A 17,204-nucleotide genomic window follows, 5' to 3' on the forward strand; every position below is an offset into this window, starting at 1 on the left:
CAGGATGGCGTAATCGATCCAGTGGGCTTGCACGAGACAATCTCCAGATGAAGGGCGCAGCGTCATGATGAAGAGAGGGCCACCCACATGGCCAGCGCACGCTTGTTCGTGTCTGTGCGCCCGACAAGCGTCTTGGGAGGCGCTTCTTGGCGATCAGCTGCGCCATTTGCCCCCCGCTTATATAACCATTGCTTAATTTATTCTTAGGCTTTTCTTTCTCTCGGACCCTTTGCTGCCCCCCCCCGTCTCGCCGAGGACCCTGGCTTCAGGTATGATGAAGCTGTCATCATTGTTTCGAGGTTCCTTTTCCCGATGCCCTCTCATAGCCTGACTTCTGCCTCACGCCCGCCGCTGGTCAGCATGGTCGACCTGGGTCTGCTCTGCGTCCGGCTTGGCCTGGCCGCCGTGTTTATGTTTCACGGTGCGCAGAAGCTGTTCGGCTGGTTCGATGGTGCGGGCATGGCCCAGCTGATCGGCGGCTTTGGGCCCGTGCTGGGCTACCTGATCGCGATCGGGGAGTTTTTCGGCGGGCTCGGTCTGCTGGTCGGATTCCTGAGCCGTTTCTCCGCGGGGAGCCTGGTGGTCATCATGGGCGGGGCGATCGCCCTGGTCCACGGCCAGAATGGCTTTTCGATGGCCAACAAGGGCTATGAATACAACTTCACCTTGCTGATGATGGCCCTGGCGATTCTGCTGGCGGGACCGGGGCGCCTGGCGCTCACGGAACTGCTGCCGCCCGGCCTGCGCAAGTACCTGACCTGAACGCCCGGGTGCGGCTCGCAGGCCTCTGCGAGCTGCTGGGTATCCGGCGGGAGAGGTCAGGCGGGTCGCAGGTCTGGTTGCAGCAGCAGGCCTGACCAGGCTTCCTGTAATTCCTCGCGCGTGGTGACGCTCGTCCCGAAACGGCGCACCACGATGCTGGCGGCCACGTTCGCCATCACGATCGCCTCCTTGAAGCTGGCCCCGGCGGCCAAGGCCAGCGTCAGGGTGCCCACCACCGTGTCGCCCGCGCCGGTCACGTCGAACACCTCCGAGCGGTTGAAGGCCGGAATGGTCGTCACCGAGCCGTCGGCCTCGAACAGGGCCATGCCGTTGCCGCCGCGCGTGATCAGCATGCTGCGGGAGGCGGCCGCCGCCAGCAGGTCACGGCCGGCCCGCATCAGGCTGTCGGCATCGGTGATCGGAAAGCCGACCACGTTCTCGGCTTCGGGTTGATTGGGCGTCAGGATCCAGGAGCCCGGGAAGCGCGCCAGGTCGCCCTGAGAGTCGACCGTGACGATCGTGCCGTGCTGCTCGGCCAGGGCCAGCACGCCCGCGATCACGCGCGGCGTGAGGACGCCGTTGCCGTAATCCGAAAGCAGCAAGGCATCCAGCTGCGGCAGGCGAGCTTCGATCGCCGCCAGCAAGGCCGATTCCAGTTCCGGGGTCATCGGGCCCCGTTCCTCGCGGTCGATGCGCACGATCTGCTGCGTCACGCTTTGCTGGGAGGAGGCCGAGATGCGGGTCTTGGTGGTGGTCGGGCGGGCCGGGTCAACCAGGGTCGCCACCGTGCCGACGCCTCGTCCTTCCAGCACGGCGCGTAACTTCGGCCCCATGGTGTCGTCGCCGACCAGTCCGGCCATCTGCACCTGGCCGTCGAGGCTCGCGATGTTGGCCGCGGCATTGGCCGCACCTCCGGGATAGACCACGCTCTCCCGGTGTTTCAGGATCAGGACCGGGGCCTCGCGGGAGATGCGCGCCACCTCGCCGCTGAGGTATTCGTCGGCGAACAGGTCGCCCACCACCATGACCCGCGCGCGTGGGAAGGCCGAGAGCAAGGCATCGAAGCGGGCGGTGGAAAGGTTGAAAAGCATGACCGGATTCTCGTGGCGAGGCCTCGTCGAGGTCGGCGGGGCAGGGAACACCTCCGCACCATAGCAAGGCGCCTTTGGCGCTGGCAAGGGGGTCGTGCGCGTCGGCCACCTCGTCCGGCTCACTTCGGCACTCCGTGCGTTGGCTGGCCGTGCAGGCCGCTGACTTTAGATGCCTTCCGTGTCACGGGAGCGAATGGCTCGGGTATGAAGCGTCTCGTGGCGGCAAGCGCCCGTCACGTGGCTTCGACATGGTATCGGGTTCTGTGCAGAAGGGGCTGTTGGATGTCGCTTTCCCGCGCGTGGCTTCCTAGAGGGCTGTATCGGGGGGGGGCCGCACTGGCCCTGATGCTGCTCCTGGCTGGGGGGGTATTGCCCCCTGCTCGGGCGGCTGACCTGCCCACGGCCGCCACCCAACCGACGCCGGAGGTCCCGGCGTTCGACCCCAACGCGATGGCGATTCGCGGGCAACAGCTGCAGTTACACCAGGGCCTGGCGCTTGGCACGCTGGGCGCCATGGCGGCCACCGCTGGCCTGGGGTGGTGGCGCGCGCGTGGTGGCGCCGCCGGCGAATGGCGGGATGTACATCTGGCCATGGCGGGTCTGACCACGGGGCTTTACCTGGCCACCGGCACGCTGGCTTTCACCACGCCGCCGCAGACCCTCTACCCGGAAGATAACCCCTGGAGCTCGGCCAATCTTCATCGCAACCTGGCCTGGGTCCACGGCGCCGGGATGCTGACCACCGTGGGGCTGGGCTTGACCAGCGCGATCGTCGGTGGCGACGTGGTGGCGCGCCATGGGGTAGCGGCCTGGTCGACCCTCAGCCTGATGGCCCTGTCGGCTGGGCTGGTGGCGTTCGGTCAGTAACCGGAAGGAGCTCGCTCGTGTTCAAACGCTCGATGGTTTTGTGTGCCCTGTCGGCCTGGTTGGCCGCAGCGACCAGCGTGCAGGCGACCAGTCTGGATGCCAGCTATGCCTTCGGGGCGGACAGCACGATCGACTACCACCTGGTGCATCCACTGCATCGGGTCAAGGGCGTCTCACACGGCCTGAAGGGGCGGATCGTGGTCCTCAAGGACCGTCTGCAGACGCCCATGACCCTGGAGTTGCCGCTGATCAGCTTTCGCAGCGGCAATGCCAACCGGGACGGCAACGCGGCAGCCACCCTTGAGGTGCAGAAGTTTCCCCTGGCGACCCTGCTGGTGCAGCGCTTCGAAGAGAAGGAACGCGCGTCGGTGGGCGATGCCCTGCGCGTGGCCGGCGTCGCCCACGGCCAGCTGAGCTTGCACGGGGTGAGTCTTCCCGTGGCGATTCCGCTCACGGCCCTGGCGCGCCCCGGCGGCGTGACGGTGGAGGCCGAATTCGACGTCTCGCTGACGGCGCACGCCATCCCGCGCCCCTCCTTGCTGTTCAATCCGGTGGAGGACAACGTGAAAGTCGTCGTCCACGGCGTGGCCCATCCGGCCGCGGCCAACCCGTCACCCTGATCCGAGAAGAGGACTTGCCCTTGTTCACCCGCACCTGGCTTCTTTCCGCCGTCGGCCTGTTGACGCTGTGGGCCTGCACCCCCTCCCCCTCGACGCCTGCCGCGTCTGCTGACAAGCCCGCTGCAGCGCCGGTGGCGACGCCCACGGCACCACCCGCCCAGGGAGCGGCCCCGGCCACCCCCTCCGCAGCCTCCGGGACGGCCCCGGTGGCGGTCTCGTTCAAGGCGGATGTGGCCCCGGTGCTCAGCCGCTCATGCGCCGGATGCCACTCGGCTGGTGGCTCCGCTGCCGGCAGCTGGACGGCGTTCGATGCCGCGGGGCAGGCCAGTCACGCGGGGGTCACGGGTCAGCTGGCGCGGGTGATCAGCAACGTCTCGACCGGTCGCATGCCCAAGGGGGCTGCGCCGAAGCTCTCCCCCGCAGAGGTGGACACGCTCAAGCGTTGGGAAGCCGCCGGCGCCCCGAACAATTGAGCGCATCGTGATGAGGTCACGCGGTCTGGCGATCGCCGGCTGGACGGCGGCCCTGCTGGCGGCCGGGCTGCACGGCGTCAGCCTGTCTCGCCGCATGCCGCTGGATGGGCTCCAGCTGGGCCTGCTCGCGCTGGCGTTCGCGCTGACGGCGCTGGCTTTTGTCGGGCTGGTGCTGGCCTTGCAGCGCGAGGTGCTGGCGGGCGAGGCCCTGAGCGTGGCGATCGGCGATCGCCTGCCGCGCTGGGGCCGCTGGCTGCTCGGGCTGGGCTTCGTCTACGTGGCGCTGCACCTGCTGGATGGCGTGCGCGGCAGTGGCGAGGGCTTCTCGTTCGACCGCACCTTCACGGCCGTGCTGGCCTGGCAGGCCCTGGCCACGGCGCTCTTCCACACCGGCGTGCGGGGTCGCTAGCGCGCGCTCCAGAGGTACTTGCCCATCCGCAGCGGCAGGCTCCAGGCGCGCGGCAGGCGGTCGAGGCGCTGCTGCAGCGCCTGCCGCAGGCGCAGCCCGGGCGCGGCCGCCAGTCGCTCTCGTTCGGCCTCGGCATAGGCTTGCCAGGCCTGGTCCGACCATTCGGTCAGTGCCGCGCGATCCGGGCTCGGCTGGTGCGCCAGCCGGCTGAACAGCCCCTGCCAGAAGGTCTGCGAGGCCTCGGGCCAATCCGGCCAGCGCGCGGCCGTTTCCAGCGCCCCCTGTTGCAGGCGGCCCAGCAGGGCGGGGTCTTCCTGCAGGCGCCGCACGGCGGCCACCACGCCCGCCTCGTCGTGGCAGGGCAGCACCAGGGCGTTGTGCTCGGGCACGATGTATTCCTCGTGGCCGGTCACCTGGTAGACGACGGCCGTGCCGCCGCAGTGGAACATCTCCAGCGGCGGGCCGAACATGCCCTCCACCAGGCTCAGTTTCACGAGCACGTCGCAGGCCCGGTAAATGGGCGCGACCGCCGCGATCGGCACGCGCGAAAACAGGCGCGCCACGCCCGGGAAGGCGGGCAGGTCGCTGGCGGTGAGCAGCCAGGTTTCCGCGACCCTGGCCTGGCGCATGAGCGCCAGCGTGCGCCCGACGTTCTTGAAGGGCACGCCGAAGGGGCCTTCCACCAGCACGCGCAGCCGGCCGGGCGGCAGGCGCGGCGCGGCGCTCGGCCCCTCGGGCCGGTACAGGTCCTTGCGCACCCCGTTCGGCGCCAGGGCCAGCGGCTGGTTGTGCTGCCTGGCCAGGTGGGCTTGGATCCAGCTGGCTTCGGTGATGCCGGGCAGGCCCCAGTCGTAAGTGGCCTCCACCAGCCGGCGCAGCGGCCGCTCCTCCGGGGGGTAGAAGCGCGACTCGATCGACTGGACGAAATAGGCATAGCGCTTGGCCGGGATGCGATGCAGCTCCAGCGCGGTCTTCCACCAGGTGGCGATCGCCAGGTCGAACTGGGTCTCGGCCAGCGCCGCGAGCGGGAACAGCGGCAATTGCCGCAAGGCCGGGTGCCAGTCGCGCATGGCCGGCGTGTAGGGCAGCAGCGCCACCAGCGTCACGCTGTGGCCCTCCGCCACGGCGGCCAGCGCGTGCTGCAGGATCACGTAGGTGCCGCCACTGATATCGATGGAGCCGATGAAAAAGGCGATCCTCACCGGCGCAGGACCTCCGGGCGCAGGCGGTACCAGCGATAGAGGGTTGCCAGCCAGGCCCCGCCGCGCTCCCGACAGCGCAGCCAGGGCCAGAAGCCCAGCTCGCCGCGGGGGCGTGTCCGCAGCAGCTGCCAGGCGAATCGCGCTTGCGCGAGCAGCGTGTGGCCCGTTTCGCCCTGATCGAAATGGCTCCGTTCGAAGACGCCGAAATTTTCGAGGTGAAAGATCGTCTGGAACCAGTGACGCTCCGCGGGCGTGGCCGCAAACACCATGCGGGCGTGGTGGCGCGTGGTTTCGGCGTACAACCAGTCCGGGGCGTAGATCTGGCGTTGCAGGTCCTCGTCCAGCCGGTTGAAACGGCTCACGAGCTGCGCTTGCAGGGGGGCTACCCGTTGCTGGTACAGTGCGGCCTCCTCGAAGGGGCTGCGCCGCACCAGGCCACGACCGTCCTCGCCCCGCGCGTAGCCGCTGGCTGCACCGTGATCGGCGCCGAGCGCCACCTCGAAGAGGGCACGATTCTCATTGAACACGGCCGCTTGGGGCGCGCTCCCCTGGTTCAGATCGAACAGCAAGCCGTGCTTCTCGTTGCCCGGGCCGGCCGCGCCCGGGGCCACCAGGCCGAGGTAGTAGCCCGTGACCTGGCGGAAACCCAGCTCGGGTGCCTGGGCCAGGAAGCGGCTCAGATGATCCTGGATCGTGCCCTTCCAGCCGACGTCCACCAGCACCAGCCGCTCGTCGGCTTGCTGCCGGGCAAAGCCGGCCAGGTAGGCGCTCAGGCCGGCCTGGCTGGCTGCCCGGGCCCGGGCATAGGCCGCCTGGAAGGCCGGCAGCGCCCGCAGGCGCGCCCAGGCCTCGCTGCTGGGGAAATCCGCCTCGCGCCGCGTCCAGTCCAGGCCTGGCGGGTCGCCCCAGTCGGGCCATTCCGCCTCCAGCCCCAGGCTCTGCAGAAATTCCAGCGGGGAGATGCGGCGATACTGGCGGAACAGGGTCTCGAAGGTCTCGTGTTCGAGCGGCCCGAGCGAGGGCAGGAAGGTGGCGCGCCGCGAGGCCTCCAGGTAGTGGCTGCGGATCGCGAAGGGCGCCTGCGGGTAACGGCGGGCCTGATAGGCGTCGAACAGGCGCTTGAGCAGCTGCCCCTCGCGTGCCAGAAAGAAGACGTCCCGCACGCCGTCGCGCAGCAAGCGGTCCGCGAGCGCCTCGGTGAAGCAGAACAGCGACAGGGCCAGTTCCGGGAAGACCGAGCCCTCGGTCGGGGCCAGCGCCTCGGCGATCAGGGCGGCACCGGCGCGCGGGGCCCGCGCGGCCCGGGACCAGGCGGCGTAGTCGGCCTGGCGCGCGCGCCGATCCAGATGCACGGCCTGCAGGCCGTGGGCGCGGGCGTTCTCGAAATCGGCCTCGGCGTTGTCGCCCACCATCACCAGCTGCGCCGGGGGGGCTTGCAAGGCCGCGATCACCCCCGGCCACTGGCGTCCGCTGCGCTTGGTCAAGCCGGTATCGGCGGAGACGATGACGTGGTGGAAATGCCGCTCGAGGTCGTGGAAGCCCAGCAGCTGCCGCAGCCAGGGGGCCGGCATGTAAAAGTCGCTGACCAGGCAGCAGGGCAGCCCTTCCTGGCGGGCCTGCTGCAGCAGCGCCAGGCCTTCCGGGTCGGGGATGGTCAGGGCGCACTCCGTCGTCACTTCCAGCGCCTCGCCCCAGGCCAGAAACTGCGCCTGCGACACGCCGGCCCCCGGCGGCAGGGCCTCCCAGAGCGCCCGCAGCGCCTCCGGCAGGCTGAACTCCAAGTCGAGCCCGCGTGCCTGGTTGGCCTCGCACAGCCGGCGCTCCAGCGCGGCGCGCCGGGCATAGAGGGCCCCCCCATCGAGGCCCAGCGGCAGGATCCGGCTCAACCGCTCGCACACGAGCCGCTTCACGTCCTCCGGATGGACCCGGCGCGCCAGCAGCGTGTCGAACAGGTCCAGGCAGAGCCACTCCGGGCGCGCCTCGGGCAGCTGGGTCGCCAGGGGCTGCCCTGCTGGCTGGTCGGCCGACCGGTTCACGCGTGCCCCCCCGGGGAAGGCCCCAGGCGCCGCGCAGCCAGGGCCGCGTCGCGCTCCTGGATCAGGGCCTCCAGCTGCTGCATGATGGCCCAGCGTTCCTCCAGCAGGCGTGCCTGGCTGGCGATCGCCCCGTCGCGGTCCTGGATCATGGCCTCCATCCGCTGCATGACCCCCCAGCGCTCCTCCAGCAGGCGCGCCTGGGAGGCGATCGCCGCGTCGCGGTCCTGGATCATGGCCTCCATCCGCTGCATGATCCCCCAGCGCGCCTCCAGCTGGTGTGCCTGATCCTGCACCTGCCGGCCCAGCAGGGCGGCCTCGGCCTGATGCCGGTAGTATTCGAGCCAGTCGGCAGCGCCGGTTTGGATGAAGTCGCGCAGCCGGCGATCGCCCTTGGGGAACAGCAGCCCGAGCCCGTAGCTGTGCTGTAGAAATTCCAGATGCGGATGCTGCGCGCGCAGCTCGGCCCAGTAGCGGGCCGAGCCGTAGCCGCAGTCGGGCGCCACGTCGTGGAACAGGATCACCCCGTCCGGCGCGAGGGCGTCGCGCCAGGCCTCGTCATCCGCCCGCGTGGCCGCGTAGTCGTGGCACCCATCCAGATGCAGCAGGTCCACACTGCCGGGCGGCACGCCGGCCCGAGCCGCGGCGAAGCTTTCGCGGCGTAGCTGCAGCGACAGGTCGGCAAAGTGAGCCTGGCGGGTGCGTTCGACCAGCGCGAAAACGGACGCGTCGTAGGGGCCCGTGTGGGCATCGCCAGCCCAGGTGTCGACGGCCGTGATCGCCAGGTCGAGGCGGTGGTCCTTGGCGGCCTGGGCGAAGGTGAACAGCGAGCAGCCGTAATGGCTGCCCAGTTCCACCAGCGTGCGCGGGCGCATCCAGACGACCCAGTCGTACACGAAGGCGCGATGGCCGGCCCAGGGCGAGACGGCCAGCATGGGGTTGAGCTGGTCGGCCTCGAAGCAGGCGGCGTGGCAGCGCCAGGGACGTTCGCTCATGCGGGGTACTCCGCCTCGGTCAGGGCTTCCAAGGGCACGTTGAACAGGCCGTGAACCGGCACGCCCGGGTCATTCTCCAGCACGACCACATTGTGGGCCCAACATTCGATCTGGTGGTGGAGCGCGTCCTGACCGTCGCCCAGGCCGAAGGTCAGGCCGACCCGATCGGGCGCGATGGTCGGCCAGCGCAGGCTGAAAGCCAGTTCGTGCTGGCCGGCGGGCAGAGGCGCCAGCGGCTGGGGCCATGAGGCCGTGTTGTCGCCGAACAGCACGGTACCGAAGCGGTCTTGCGCCTGGTAGCCGAGGATGGGGGCTGTCAGCGGTGCGTCGAGTTCCAGCCGCACCCGCCAGCTGACGCGCTCGCCCGGGGCCACGCGGCGGCGGGTCGGATCCCCGCCCACCGCACAGGCAAAGGCCGTGATGCGGGCCTGCTGTCGGCCGCTGCGGCGGGACTCGGGAATGGCCTCCCAGCTCTCGCTCAGGGCGGTCGGAGCAGGCGCGGGGGGCATCGCGGGGGAGGCTGGCCGGCTCAGCCCGCGGCACCGTCGCTGGTAGGCCGTGATGGCATCCGAGGGGCCGCCCGCGAACACCACGCGGCCCCCTTCCAGCACCAGCGCCCGGTCGGCCAGGCGCGCCACGGCCGCCATGTCGTGCGTGACCAGCAGCTTGGTGCAGCCGGCCAGGACCGTCTCCAGGTGATGAAAGCATTTCTGCTGGAACAGGAAGTCGCCCACGGCCAGCGCCTCATCGATGATCAGCACCTCGGGACGGGTGTGCACGGCCACCGCGAAGGCCAACCGGACCAGCATGCCGCTGGAGTAGGTGCGCACGGGCTGGTCGAGGAAGTCCCCGATCTCGGCGAAGGCCGCGATCGCCTCGAATTCGGCCGCCAGTTCATCCGGCCCGAGCCCGAGCAGGGCCGCATTCAACTGAACGTTTTCCCGCCCCGTGAAGTCCGGGTTGAAACCGGCACCGAGTTCCAGCAAGGCGGCCACCCGCCCGCCGACCTCGGCGGTGCCTTCCGAGGGCGCCAGCGTGCCCACCAAGAGCTGCAACAGGGTGCTCTTGCCGCTGCCGTTGCGTCCGATCAGCGCCAGCGTCTCGCCCCGCTGCGCCGAAAAACTCACGTCACGCAGGGCCCAGAAATCGTGCGGCGAGGCTCCGCCGTCCCCCCACAGCACCTCCTTGAGCCGCGCGAGGCCGGGCGCTTGCAGGCGGTAACGTTTGCCTAGCCCGTGGACGCGGATCACGGGGGGGCTGGCCGCGCCGGCTGGTTCACAGGACATCCGCGAACCCTCGCCGGGTGCGTTCAAAAAAGGCGTAACCGGCCGCGGCGATCAGGCCGGACCCCAGCCAGAGCGCCCCGACGCTGCCGGGATCCGGCCATTGCTGCCACAGGACGATCGCCCGCGTCTGTTCGATCAGCGCGGTGAGCGGGTTGAGCGCCAGCCAATCGCGATAGGGCACGGGCACGGCCGCGAGCGGATAGAAGACCGGGGAGAGGAACAGCAGCAGGGTGGTCCCCAGCCCCACCACCTGACCCACGTCGCGCAGGTAGATGCCGAGGGCCGAAAGCCCCCAGCCGCAGCCGAGGCACAGGCCCGCCAAGGGCACGAGCAGCAGGGGCAGCGTCAGCAACGCGGGTCCCAGGCCCGCCCGGGTCAGGCTCAGATAGGCGAGCAGCAGCAGCAAGCCAAGCCCCGCGTGGTACAGGGCCGTGCCCAGCGGCACCCAGGCCAGGAGCGCCAGCGGAAAGACCACCTTTTTCACATAGTTCGGATGGTTCAGCACGAGTCCTGGCGCGCGCGCCAGGCACTCGGCCAGCACGCTAAACGGCAGCAGGCCGCAATACAGCGCGGCGGCAAAACCCGCCTGCCCCGGCATGGCCTGGGGCCAGCGGGACGGAAAGACCATCCCGAAGACGAAGGTGTAGACCGCCAGCAGCAGCAGCGGCTGCAGCAGGGACCAGCCCAGCCCCAGCCAGCTGCCGCGATAGCGAGCCGCCACATCGCGGCGAACCAGCTGGGCGAGCAGGGGCAGGTGCCGCCAGGGGGGCGGCGGGCGATCGCGCCGGGCGGTCATGGCCGGGCGCCTGCGCCAGCGGTGGCGCCTGGAGAATCGAAAGCCATCTGCATCGGGCAGCCAGACATGCGACAGGAGGTCCGTGCGGTGCCGAGAAGCTCGGCGGGCGTTTCACGATCCCACGTTTGATCCAGCAGGGCAAGCACCGCTGGCGCCGCGCTTGCGGCCTCTCCCCCCAGCCCGCATCATGGCCGCATGGCGGCGACAGACACGGTGCGGGTGGCGATCATCGGGGGCGGCTTCAGCGGCACGGCGGTGGCGTGGCAGTTGCTCCGCCTTGCCGCGCCCGAGCACGCGCTCGAGCTGACCCTGATCGAACGTCAGCCGGCGGCGCTCGGACGCGGCGTGGCTTATGCCACGCGCGACCCGTTGCATCTGCTGAACACGCCGGCCGGCGAGATGAGCCTGGACCCGCAGGACCCTCAGGACCTGCTTCGCTGGTGGGCAGCCGCCGGCGGGGAGGCTGACGCCCGGGCGTTTCTGCCGCGCGGCACCTACGGCGACTACCTGGTTTCGCGTCTGAACGAAGCGGTCGAGGCCTCGCCGGCCCGCTTCCGAGTCGTACCGGGGGAAGTGGTGGGCCTCTTGCCCGAGCCGGGCGGGTTTCGCCTGCGCCTGGCGGATGGGGCCTGCCTGAATGTCGAGCAGGTGGTGCTCGCGCTGGGCTTGCGACCGCCCGGGTCCGGAGCCTGGGGGCTGACGTGGCCGGAACAGGCGCCCTGGTTCGAGCCGGATCCCTGGGCGCCCTCGGCCACGCGGCCCCTGCCCGCCGGGGAGGAGGCGTTGCTGCTCGGCACGGGCCTGACGGCTATCGACGTGGCGCTCCGCTTGCTGGGTCGTTCGGAGGCGGGACGGGTCACCTTGCTATCTCGGCGCGGTCAGGTGCCGCCCGCCTGGCAGGTGGTGGGGGTGGGGGGCGGCCTGGATGTGGCGGCGTTGCCCACCCGGATGTCGCAGCTGTGTCGCCAGCTGCGCGCCCAGGTGGCCTGGGAGGCGCAGCGCGGAGCCAGCTGGCAGGCCGTGCTGGACAGCTGGCGCCCTGACCTGAACGCGCTCTGGCAGCGCTTGCCGCTGGTCGAGCGGCGGCGCTTCCTGCGCCACGCCAAGGGCTGGTGGGAGCAGCATCGGCAGCGCCTGGCGCCGCCGGTGGCGGCGGCCTTTGAACGCGCCCGCGCCGAGGGGCGCCTGGTGGTGCAACCGGCGCGCGTGCAGCGCTTGCGCCCGAGCGGTGAGGCGGTCACGGTGGAATGGCGATCGCCCCACGGCCTGGAATCCCGGCAGGTCTCGCGGGTGGTGGTCTGCACGGGGCCGGATGGCAACCACCGACGTAACCGTCACCCGCTGGTGCTCGACCTGCTGGGCACCGGCCTGGCGCGCCTCGACCCGTTGCATCTCGGGCTCGACGTGGATGAGGTGGGCTGTCTGCGGGACGAGGACGGCTTACCATCTCGGGGACTGTGGGCCCTGGGCCCGCTGCGCAAGGGGGGCGCGTGGGAGTCGACCGCGGTGCCGGAACTGGCCCGACAGGCCGCGGCGATCGCCCACGCGCTGCTGCCTGGCTAGCCCCTCAGGGGGGCCGGCGTCAGGCCCACCGCTTCCAGCGGGAAGGCCTGCGGCACCAGGCTCCTCAGTTCAGCCAGTTCCAGTTCCCAGAAAAAGGCCGCGCGGGCATCGCGCGGATCGCTGCACGGGGACGGGGCCGCCTGGGCAGGAACGGCATAAGACAGATATTCGTTGGTCATGGCGCATACCTCCTGCAGTGACGCGCGGGGGGACGGTTTTGACGATAGGCGGGCTTCATGGCTTGGCCATCATGCAAACCGACGAAGCTGCCTGGCTGAAATGGCCAAGGGTGCGCGAGTGAATTCTGGGGGGCCGTCCCGAGCGAGTGGATTGAAGCGCGATGTTTCAGGGTAAGCGACCAGCAGAGGGACCTTCGGGCTTGCGAACGAGGCGTTTGCCAGCTGCTTGGCCCGATTGTCGGGAGGAGATGCAATGGACCCCGTGGCTCCGGTTGGCTCCGTGACCGCTCCGTTGATGAATCTTCCACCATCGCCGGTGGGAACGCGCCCGCTCGATCCTGCCGTGTTGGAACGTCTCCCGCCTCCGCCGCCGCGCCCCCGTCCATCCGCCGGGCCGGCCCTTCGCAGGACCCGCCAGGGGATGGTGGCGGTGGATGGCAATTCGATCTGGGACGGCCTGAATGCGGCAGTGGCCGGTGCCGATGAAACCACCGATTGGCGCCGCGGCACCGATTCGCTGTCTGAGACCGATCCCACCGAGTCCGCTGCCCGGGCGGAGCGAGCCCGTGCCGCCTGGCGGCGCAAGAACCGAATTGAGACCTTGAGGCAACTCATCGCCAAGCTGAAAGTCAAGATGGCGACCCTCGGTCTGCGCCTGCAGAAACTGGGCAAGCAATTGGGCGTACTGCAAGGGAAGCTGGCGGTGATGCGGGGCAAGCTGAGCGCAGCGATTAATGCCAAGGCATCGCCTGAACTGATCGCCAGTCTCAAAGCCAGGATCAAGGGGTTGGAAGACCAGGTGGTGCGCATGACCCAGGACATCTCGACGGGGGAATATCAGATGGCGCAGTTCACAGAGGCGATGGGGGCCGCCACCACCGAACTGGACGCCCTTCTCGCCGCTGGTTAGCGACTCGCTTGGCTGCCTCGCATCCGGTATCGCTTGCGCTGCAACAGGCCGCCGCGGAACTGTCCCACGCGGTGCAGGGCTTGTCTTTCGCGCCCCCTGTCACCCACGTCTACAACCCCTTGGAATACGCCCGCTCCTGCCACCTGGCCTACCTTGAACGCTACGGGCAGGGTCGCAAGCGGGTGCTTTTTTGGGGGATGAACCCGGGCCCCTACGGAATGGCACAGACGGGTGTGCCTTTCGGGGAAATCGCCTCCGTGCGAGACTTTCTGGGGCTCGAACAGCCGGTCGGAGCGCCCCTCAGCCCCCATCCGGCGCGTCCGGTGCTGGGCTTTGCCTGTCCCCGCAGCGAGGTCTCGGGGCGGCGCTGGTGGGGGGCGATCGCCCGTGCCTTCGGAGACGCCGATGCCTTCTTCGAGGACCATCTGGTGCTCAACTACTGTCCCCTGATGTTCCTGGAGGCGAGCGGCCGCAACCGTACGCCGGATCAGTTACCGGTTCGCGAACGCGCCCCCTTGCTGGCCGTCTGCGATCGCCATATGCGGCGGGTCGTGGAATTGCTGGAACCGGCCTGGGTGATTGGCGTGGGCCATTTCGCCGAAGCCCGGGCGCGCCATGCCCTGGCGGGCATGGCGCTTGGCATCGGCCGCGTCAGCCATCCGAGCCCGGCCAGTCCGGCCGCCAACCGTGGCTGGGAGGCCTTGTTTCTGGAGGAGCTGGCCGCGCTTGGCCTGAGCCCTGCGGCGGCCGCTCACCAGCCGGTGCGGAAGCTCTCGAGCGGCCCGACCACCTCCTGACCAGCCGGGCTCACGGCGTGGACGCGATACTGGTAGATCGTCCAGGGCTTGAGGCCGGCCAGGCGCACCTGCTGCTGACGCCTCGGTTGGCCCCCCTCCGTGGGGCTGCGTTGCTCCAGCTCTGCGCCTTCGCCGTACCGGACCTCACCTCGGGCGGGCAGGTTGGTGCGCCAGCGAATGCGGGCCCGCGTGCCGGAAGCCATGGCGCGGATCGCTTCGAGCCGAAGATCGGGTTCGGGCGGGGCGGTGGGGCGGACCACGGGGGTGGGCCGAGGGGCCACCGGGCTGGGCGAGGGCGCTGGTTCCTGCGCGGGGGGGGTCGGCCGGGGGCTCTCAGGCGTCGGCAGCGGGCTGGGGGAGGGTTCCGTCGTGGGGAGCGGCGTCGGACTGCCCGAGGCGGCCTGCACGGCGGCCCAGGCGTCGAGGCGGCGCAGCGCGGGGTTGGCTTCGAAACCCCGGACCGGCTGCCCGGTGCTCAGCAGGGTTGAGCGAACCTGTGCCAGGCCCCAGTCTGGTCGCAGGGCGCGCACCTGAGCCGCCACGGCGGCGACGTGCGGGCTGGCCATGCTGGTGCCGCTCAGCGACACGTAACCGCCGCCGAGCTGGGTGCTGAGGATGCGATCGCCGGGGGCGGCGATCTGGACCCAGCGACCGAAATTGGAAAAGCTGGCGCGCGTGTCTTTGGCCGTGCTGGCGCCGACGGACACCACGCCGGGGTAGGCTGCCGGGTAGCTGAGGCTCTCACTGCCCTCGTTGCCGGCCGCCGCCACCACCAGCACACCGGCCTGCTGGGCCCGTTCGATGGCGGCTCGCAGGGTCTGGCCATCGGACGAACCGCCCAGGCTCAGGTTGATGACCCGAGCGCCCGCGTCGACGGCGGCGAGCACGCCATCGGCAATGTCGGACATGGCGCCTGAACCCTGGGCATCCAGCACTCGGATGGCCAGGATCTTGGCCTGTGGCGCGACGCCGGCCACGCCGACGCCATTGTTCAGGCGGGCCGCGATCGTCCCGGCGACGTGGGTGCCGTGCCCCTGCTGGTCTTGCGGGTCGCGGTCACCATCGACGAGGTCGCTGCCGGCCACGATCTGACCCTGCAGGTCGGGATGACGCTGGTCCACCCCGGTATCCAGCACCGCCACGGTGACGCCGCTGGCCTGGGCCTGGGGCCAGGCCTGTTCAGCGCGGATCGTCGGAATGGCCCACTGCTTGGGCAATTGCGGGTCGTTGCTCTCGCTCATGGCAAAGCGGTAGTCGGGTTCGGCCCAGGCCACGGCGGGGTCCTGGCGAAGCGCCCTCAGCAGGGCATCGCGCTGGGTGAGGCTGCCACTGCGCAGGATTTCGGCCCGGGCCAGGCGCAGTTGGCGCACCTGCTGGGCCAGGGCCCGTGCCCGCGCCTGGCGATCGGCCCGGTAACGCACGACCACATCGAGCGGCTCGTCCAACGCTTGCAGGCGATACTGGCCCGCCAGGGGGGGCGTCTTGGTGTCGCTGGCCTGGGCGGGGGGGCGGGCGGCCGGCAGCTGACCGGGGGCCTGGCAGGCCGTCAATGCCAGCGCGAGGAGCACGGGCAGGCGGTCTCGAAGGAGGGAAACGTGTCGTTGCATCGGGGACGGATTTCCTTTGCTCGAATGCCAGATCTGGCAGGTGGTTCGGGTCGAGGTGGGGCAGGCCGGAGAATGACGTGGCCCGCTCAGGACTCGCTAACCCGGCGTGACGTCCTGCCCCACGCGGCAGCCGAGCCTTGGGGCTCTCGCTGGCGCGTCCGGGGAACCTGGTTCTGTACGCTTGAAACCATTGGTTTTGACCGCTTTTCTGGCTTTATCAGGACTTGAGTCCTGTAAAATTTAAACAATTATTAACCATTGCTTACGTGCTTCTTAATAGGGTTCAGGCCAGGGTTGGGCCACATACCCATCGGGTGGGATGGAGCGTGATCGTGGAGGTGGGCGCGATGGTGCGTGCGTTGGATGCTGGGGCTGTTCGCGCGGAGGGGGGCGGACGGGGCCCTGAGGGGCCGAGTCGGCCGGCTGCACCCGAGGCGCCAGCCCAGGCACTCCTTCCCGGCGATGTGCGGGTGCGCACGCGGGAGGAGCGGGACGCCCAGCCGACCTACCGGCCCCCGTCGTTGCGCGAGCAGATCGCGATCGCCGAACGCCTCATGGGCAAGCCGGCCCGCTTCAAGACGGAGGAGGCGCGCCAGGCCTATCTGGCCTCCCTGGAAAATGGCCTTCCCCAGGAGGCTTTCGACCCACAGGGGTTCCTGGCCCAGCTGGGGCTGGTCGGGGTTCGTTCCGGAGGCCGGACTGACCGGGGGTTTCTCCAGACGCTCCAGGCCATGCCCGAGTATCGACCGACCACGACCTATCAGGGCGAAGAGATCTGGGCTCAGCAGCGGGCCTTCGACCTGGCGAGGGCCCAGCCTGATCTGTTCCTGGGGCTGACCAGTCTGACCAATGCCATCGTGGAAGCCCCGGCAGCCTTGCGCGAAGCGTGGCGCCAGCCCCTGCCGGTACGGCAGACCCCGCGTCCCACGGGCGAATCGCCCCAGCAGCGCTATCGCGACGCGCTCAAGCGCGTGGGCGATCTGAAGTGGCGCTTCGGTCCCGACTTTCATTACGGGCTGCCGACGCTGCCTGGTGCCGAGCATCCGCGCTACGGCACCCTCACGATCGCCCGCTCGCTGGGCTTCTCGGAGGACACGGCCAGGCGACTCGCCAGCCACAGTCAGGGCATCGACGACAACACCACCCCGTATAGCAAGACCGGCCCGTCGCCCTTTCAGGGGATGCCACGCCACTTCAATCTCGACCGGGACGCGCAGGACAGCCGGCTGGTGTATGCCTCGCAGCACCTGGCGAGGGCCATCGAGATGGCCCGCCTGGGCGCCTTCGAGGAGGCGGAAATCGAGCTCGGATGCGGATTGCATTCCTTGCAGGACGTCTTCGCCCACGGGCAGATCAGCCCCAGTGTCCACGGCGTGATCGGCGAATTTCCCGATGAGGTGGATCTGCACCCGGTCGCGCTGTACGAGGCCACCCTCGGGACGGCCGCCTACCTGGCCGCCTACCTCGAGGGCATCACCCGGCCGGCGCCCGAGACCCCTCGCTGAGGGGGCGGGACGGTCTCACTCGGCGCGGCTGAAAGAATAATTGTAAACTTTTGTTAAGCATTTGGGCGCCTCTCGTGGGTCCAAGCCGCTTGACGCCTCAGCGTTCTGG

17 protein-coding genes are annotated in these 17,204 nt (G+C 69.9%); 9 read left to right on the forward strand and 8 right to left on the reverse strand.

The window, feature by feature from the left end:
• Window positions 1–312 precede the first annotated feature (312 nt).
• The gene (locus VKP62_09420) at window positions 313–762 is read left to right on the forward strand and encodes a DoxX family protein (GenBank protein ID MEB3197408.1); all 450 of its coding nucleotides are present in this window, start codon (window positions 313–315) and stop codon (window positions 760–762) included.
• A 56-nt stretch (window positions 763–818) separates the two neighbouring features.
• Here VKP62_09420 and VKP62_09425 read toward each other — a convergent pair whose 3' ends face one another.
• Window positions 819–1,853 (reverse strand): PfkB family carbohydrate kinase, encoded by a 1,035-nt coding sequence (locus tag VKP62_09425; GenBank protein MEB3197409.1) that lies wholly within the window; start codon window positions 1,851–1,853, stop codon window positions 819–821.
• 282 nt (window positions 1,854–2,135) lie between these two features.
• On the opposite strand from VKP62_09425, the gene VKP62_09430 reads away from it, so the two are divergent.
• From VKP62_09430 to VKP62_09445, 4 genes are read left to right on the forward strand one after another with little or no spacing between them, the layout of a single operon-like run.
• On the forward strand, window positions 2,136–2,720 hold the full coding sequence (locus VKP62_09430) for a hypothetical protein (GenBank protein MEB3197410.1): 585 nt from the start codon (window positions 2,136–2,138) through the stop codon (window positions 2,718–2,720).
• 17 nt (window positions 2,721–2,737) lie between these two features.
• A complete protein-coding gene (locus tag VKP62_09435) occupies window positions 2,738–3,340 on the forward strand; it encodes a YceI family protein (protein ID MEB3197411.1) in 603 nt (200 codons plus the stop codon).
• A 14-nt stretch (window positions 3,341–3,354) separates the two neighbouring features.
• Complete coding sequence (locus VKP62_09440; protein ID MEB3197412.1) at window positions 3,355–3,813, forward strand: hypothetical protein; 459 nt, start codon at window positions 3,355–3,357, stop codon at window positions 3,811–3,813.
• Between the two features lie 10 nt (window positions 3,814–3,823).
• Window positions 3,824–4,222, forward strand: coding sequence for a hypothetical protein (locus VKP62_09445; protein ID MEB3197413.1), 399 nt, complete (start codon window positions 3,824–3,826; stop codon window positions 4,220–4,222).
• Here the strand turns inward: VKP62_09445 and VKP62_09450 are convergent.
• Genes VKP62_09450 through VKP62_09470 form a run of 5 tightly spaced genes read right to left on the reverse strand, consistent with a single transcriptional unit; the run spans window position 4,219 to window position 10,534 of the window.
• Window positions 4,219–5,424: a glycosyltransferase gene (locus VKP62_09450; GenBank protein ID MEB3197414.1), complete on the reverse strand. Its 1,206-nt coding sequence runs from the start codon at window positions 5,422–5,424 to the stop codon at window positions 4,219–4,221. The two genes, VKP62_09445 and VKP62_09450, sit on opposite strands and share 4 nt — an antisense overlap.
• The gene (locus VKP62_09455) at window positions 5,421–7,460 is read right to left on the reverse strand and encodes an HAD family hydrolase (protein MEB3197415.1); all 2,040 of its coding nucleotides are present in this window, start codon (window positions 7,458–7,460) and stop codon (window positions 5,421–5,423) included. Before VKP62_09455 ends, VKP62_09450 begins: the two co-directional genes overlap by 4 nt.
• Window positions 7,457–8,452, reverse strand: a complete 996-nt coding sequence (locus tag VKP62_09460) for a class I SAM-dependent methyltransferase (protein MEB3197416.1) — start codon at window positions 8,450–8,452, stop codon at window positions 7,457–7,459. The genes VKP62_09455 and VKP62_09460 overlap by 4 nt, the downstream gene beginning before the upstream one ends.
• Window positions 8,449–9,738 carry an ABC transporter ATP-binding protein gene (locus tag VKP62_09465; protein MEB3197417.1) on the reverse strand — a complete coding sequence of 430 codons (1,290 nt, stop codon included), beginning with the start codon at window positions 9,736–9,738 and terminating at the stop codon, window positions 8,449–8,451. Before VKP62_09465 ends, VKP62_09460 begins: the two co-directional genes overlap by 4 nt.
• Entirely contained in the window at window positions 9,728–10,534 is an 807-nt protein-coding gene (locus VKP62_09470; GenBank protein MEB3197418.1) for an ABC transporter permease, read from the reverse strand. The genes VKP62_09465 and VKP62_09470 overlap by 11 nt, the downstream gene beginning before the upstream one ends.
• A gap of 195 nt (window positions 10,535–10,729) precedes the next feature.
• Here VKP62_09470 and VKP62_09475 point away from each other — a divergent pair, with 195 nt between their 5' ends.
• Window positions 10,730–12,097 carry an FAD/NAD(P)-binding protein gene (locus tag VKP62_09475; GenBank protein MEB3197419.1) on the forward strand — a complete coding sequence of 456 codons (1,368 nt, stop codon included), beginning with the start codon at window positions 10,730–10,732 and terminating at the stop codon, window positions 12,095–12,097.
• Here VKP62_09475 and VKP62_09480 read toward each other — a convergent pair.
• Window positions 12,094–12,276 (reverse strand): hypothetical protein, encoded by a 183-nt coding sequence (locus VKP62_09480; GenBank protein ID MEB3197420.1) that lies wholly within the window; start codon window positions 12,274–12,276, stop codon window positions 12,094–12,096. The two genes, VKP62_09475 and VKP62_09480, sit on opposite strands and share 4 nt — an antisense overlap.
• 253 nt (window positions 12,277–12,529) lie before the next feature.
• Here VKP62_09480 and VKP62_09485 point away from each other — a divergent pair, with 253 nt between their 5' ends.
• Together VKP62_09485 and VKP62_09490 are read left to right on the forward strand one after the other, a co-directional pair.
• A complete protein-coding gene (locus VKP62_09485) occupies window positions 12,530–13,186 on the forward strand; it encodes a hypothetical protein (GenBank protein MEB3197421.1) in 657 nt (218 codons plus the stop codon).
• Window positions 13,187–13,194: 8 nt separating this feature from the next.
• A complete protein-coding gene (locus VKP62_09490; GenBank protein MEB3197422.1) occupies window positions 13,195–13,983 on the forward strand; it encodes a single-stranded DNA-binding protein in 789 nt (262 codons plus the stop codon).
• Here the strand turns inward: VKP62_09490 and VKP62_09495 are convergent.
• Window positions 13,938–15,590 (reverse strand): S8 family serine peptidase, encoded by a 1,653-nt coding sequence (locus VKP62_09495; GenBank protein ID MEB3197423.1) that lies wholly within the window; start codon window positions 15,588–15,590, stop codon window positions 13,938–13,940. The two genes, VKP62_09490 and VKP62_09495, sit on opposite strands and share 46 nt — an antisense overlap.
• 347 nt (window positions 15,591–15,937) lie before the next feature.
• Here VKP62_09495 and VKP62_09500 point away from each other — a divergent pair, with 347 nt between their 5' ends.
• Window positions 15,938–17,095, forward strand: coding sequence for a hypothetical protein (locus VKP62_09500; GenBank protein MEB3197424.1), 1,158 nt, complete (start codon window positions 15,938–15,940; stop codon window positions 17,093–17,095).
• Window positions 17,096–17,204 lie beyond the last annotated feature (109 nt).

Source organism: Candidatus Sericytochromatia bacterium, from assembly GCA_035285325.1.
Lineage (GTDB): Bacteria > Cyanobacteriota > Sericytochromatia > S15B-MN24 > JAQBPE01 > JAYKJB01.